3 protein-coding genes are annotated in these 3872 nt (G+C 38.7%); all 3 read right to left on the reverse strand.

Annotated elements, in window-relative coordinates:
• Positions 1 to 520: 520 nt before the first annotated feature.
• A complete protein-coding gene (locus Q8907_14015) occupies positions 521 to 1237 on the reverse strand; it encodes a LytTR family DNA-binding domain-containing protein (protein ID MDP4275386.1) in 717 nt (238 codons plus the stop codon).
• A gap of 4 nt (positions 1238 to 1241) precedes the next feature.
• Complete coding sequence (locus Q8907_14020; protein MDP4275387.1) at positions 1242 to 2315, reverse strand: histidine kinase; 1074 nt, start codon at positions 2313 to 2315, stop codon at positions 1242 to 1244.
• 205 nt (positions 2316 to 2520) lie between these two features.
• Entirely contained in the window at positions 2521 to 3741 is a 1221-nt protein-coding gene (locus Q8907_14025) for an ABC transporter permease (GenBank protein ID MDP4275388.1), read from the reverse strand.
• Positions 3742 to 3872 lie beyond the last annotated feature (131 nt).

The following is a 3872-nucleotide window of genomic DNA, read 5'->3' on the forward strand; positions in this document are numbered from 1 at the left end:
CAGGGTAAATTTAAAAAATTATACGATATGGAAGCGATGTTTTTGTTATTATCTTTGGTCAGATTTCCATTGGCATCATAATCATAGTCATTAGTTCCTTTTGTATCGGAAAAGCCCAGCGCATTGTTCGAGGAGTCTGTAACGCTTAAAAGCTGGTTGCTGGTGTTTTTGTATGTATAGGAAAGATTATCAATCAGGGAGGAGGATCCGTCATTTGTCCGGCATGGTCATAAGCCAGCCTATAAAACAGTACTGCTTAGATGGCCAAAAGCGATATTGCGAAACTTATATCAGGAATTCTTTCAGTGTACAAAATGAATATTTATCGCCCTTATCAATATCTGTTACCTTTTTACTAATAGCTTTTATTGCAGGTTTTCTATGATCCGGGGGAGTAATGATCTACTTTATTGCACAACAGGTATTTTGTATTGATCTTAATTACCTGTTAAGTGTTTTATGAAATAAATAGGGATTCGATTGTTGAGACGCGATGAATCGTGTCTCTGCGAAATAAATTTTATAAAAAATTCTTATCCATGTATTCCTGAAATTTTTCTTTATACTGGTCGCTTACGGGGATATAAACATCGCCGAAGACAATACGCATCCGTTCAATGGTGGTGATCCGGTCGAGATTGACAATAAACGAGCGGTGTACCCGCATGAATTTATCAGCCGGTAATTTTTCTTCCATTACTTTCAGCGAACTTAATGAAAGAATGGGATGGTGTTCATTGATCAAAAAGACTTTGATGTAATCTTTTAAGCCTTCGATGTAAAGTATATCGTTAAAATTGATCCGTCGTATTTTGTAATCCGATTTCAGGAACAGAAATTCATTGTTTGATTCAATGATGTTGGCTGTTGCCTTTTTTTCAAGTTCGATGAGGTGTTTGGCTTTTTTAGCTGCTTCCAAAAATTCCTCGTATTCAAAAGGTTTGAGTAAATAACCTATTGCATCTAGCTTATAGCTTTCAATTGCATATTTTTCGTAGGCAGTGGTAAAAATAATTTTCGGACCGTTGGAAAGTAATCGGGCGAATTCTGTACCTGTCAGGTCGGGCATCTGGATATCGAGAAAAATCAAATCGATCTTTTCGTTTTCAATAAATTCCATAGCACTTAAGGGATTGTCGAAACTTCCTGCAAGTTCCAGAAAGGGTGTTCTTTTAATGTATCCTTCAACCAATTGAAGGGCAAGGGGTTCATCGTCAATAGCCAGGGTGCGTATCATGGATTTATTTATTAAGTTGTATAGTCAGAAGTACGGAAAAGATATTTTCTTCCTGTAAAATCGAAAGGTGATGCCTGTCGGGGAAAAGCAAATTCAGCCGTTTCCTGACATTTTCAAGGCCAATGCCTTCCTGATTTTCAATTTCATTTTGGGTTTTACCGTAAATACTGTTGCTGCAATTAAAGGTAAGCTGATTGGAATCGATTTTCATCGATATATCGATGAAAGAAGAATCGCGGTAGCTTATGCCGTGCTTAAAGGCGTTTTCAAGGAAGGGTATAAATAACAAGGGTGGAATTTCGACATCAGAAAAGTCCTGGGGAAAAGAAACAGTAAATTTTACTTTGTTGGTCAGCCGTAATTCCATCAGGTTGATGTAATTGCGCATAAATTCTATTTCCCGGCTGAGGGTGGTATTGCCGCTTTCAGATTCGTATAGCAGGTAACGCATAAGCTTTGACAGGCGTGATACTGCTTTTTGTGCATCGTCAGTATTAATTTGAATCAGCGAGTAAATATTGTTAAGTGTGTTGAAGAAAAAATGTGGGCTGATCTGGTTTTTTAGGAAAGCCAGTTCGGAATTCAACCGTTCTTTCTCCAGTTCTTTTTTCTCTTTTTCATTCTGAATCAGTTTATTGGACATTTTCAGGCCCATACTGAAACCTGTCACAAGCATGGAGGTAATAAAATAATTGTAAATATGCCATTTAAAGGAGGGGCGGGGAATCCTGTACTTGATTGCCAGGGCATTCATCTCTTTTTCAAAGTTAAAGTCATGTGGTACCAGGTGATCATCAACCGGTTGAAAAATAAGATATATGAGAATAATCAGAAGGGAGGCAGCGATGAAGTATAACTTCTGTTTGCTTTTAAAAAGCAATTTGGGTACCAGCCAGAAATAATTCAAATAAAAAATAAGCAGGTATTCAATGGCATGAATGTAGTTGCGGATAAAGAAATTTATATCATGAGTGGGATCTGCAATAAAAATATATAAGGGCAACAGAAATAAGATGGCCCAAGCCAGAATATGAAGTAGGATATAAATATTTTTTCCTGCCGGTGAATTTATTTTCATACTGATATTCTATTTTTTACAAAACTCTGTATATACAGAAATTAATTTTAATTGGTTTTTTAAAGGACCTGTGGTAATTTAATTGCCACAGGTCCCGACTATCTACAGTACCGCCACAGTACCGTAAACAAATCTATGAAAAAAAACCTAATTTGTTTAAAGAGTTAATCAATATATAATCAATTTATTAACGGTATGAAATTTTCTATTCATAACGCAGGGCATCAATAGGATCCAAATTGGCCGCTTTGCGGGCCGGGTACCAGCCGAAAAAGATACCAATGGCTGTACAAACCACAAACGACAGCACAACCGATGCAGGCATGATGACCACCGGCCATTTCATAATCGAACTGACCATGCTTGAAGCTCCTACTCCTATTAAAATTCCTATTATTCCACCTATGACGCTGAGCATGATGGATTCCATTAAAAATTGCATTAAAATGTCCAGGCCGCGTGCACCAATTGACATACGAAGACCGATTTCCCTTGTCCGTTCTGTAACTGAAACATACATGATATTCATGATGCCTATGCCACCGACCAGCAGGGAAATGCCTGCAATTGCACCCAGCAGGATAGTCAGTACGTTGCTGATTGAGCTCATGGTGCTGATTAATTCAGCCTGAGTCCTGATGTCGAAATCATCATCTGCGCCTTCTTTTATTTTGTGATGAGTTCTTAGTGTTTCCGTAATTTCATTGACGGCTTCATCACTTTGATCCTGGGTTACAGCTGAGGTAAAAATGGTTTGGATGTAGGTAATGGCCAGAATACGTTTTTGAACGGTAGTATAGGGAGATAAAATGAGGTCATCCTGATCCTGGCCAAAATTGCTTTGTCCTTTTTCTTTAAGAACCCCGATAACTTTCAGGGGGATTTTTCCGAAACGTACTGTGAGGCCGATAGGATCGATGTTTGAACCGAACAGGTTTGTAATCACTGTTTTCCCTAACAGGCAGACTTTTGCTGAGGTTTTTACTTCCCGGTCGGTAAACATGCGCCCGCTTTTTACATCTACTTTGCGAATGTCTATATATTTTTCTCCTACACCATAAATTGTGGTCGGGGTATTCTGATTGGCATAAATTGCCTGCCCGCTGCTGCGGACTTCAGGCGAAACCATGCTGACCGAAGCACATTCCTTGGAAATTGCATTTGCATCATCAACAGTAAGGACTTCGGAATTGGTATTGCTTTGCTTTACGCCTCCTGAACTTTGCTGCGAAGGCATGATAAAAATCATATTTGATCCCATGCTGGAGACCTGGTCCTGTATGCTTTTCTTGGAACCTTGTCCGATTGCCAGCATGGTTATGACCGATCCTACACCAATAATGATTCCCAACATAGTCAGAAATGACCTCATTTTGTTTCTCATGAGGGCATTCACAGCGACTTTGGAAAGGTTTGTATAATTCATTGCTTTATGTTTTAAATATCAACAAGTTGAGCGGTTAGTCCTGTGGCTTCCTGATTATACTCTGCAGTTTATTCATAATCCGTATTAACCGGCATATTTTGGAGCATTTCTTTTGCATTAAATCTTTCGGC

Source organism: Bacteroidota bacterium, assembly GCA_030706565.1.
Lineage (GTDB): Bacteria > Bacteroidota > Bacteroidia > Bacteroidales > JAUZOH01 > JAUZOH01.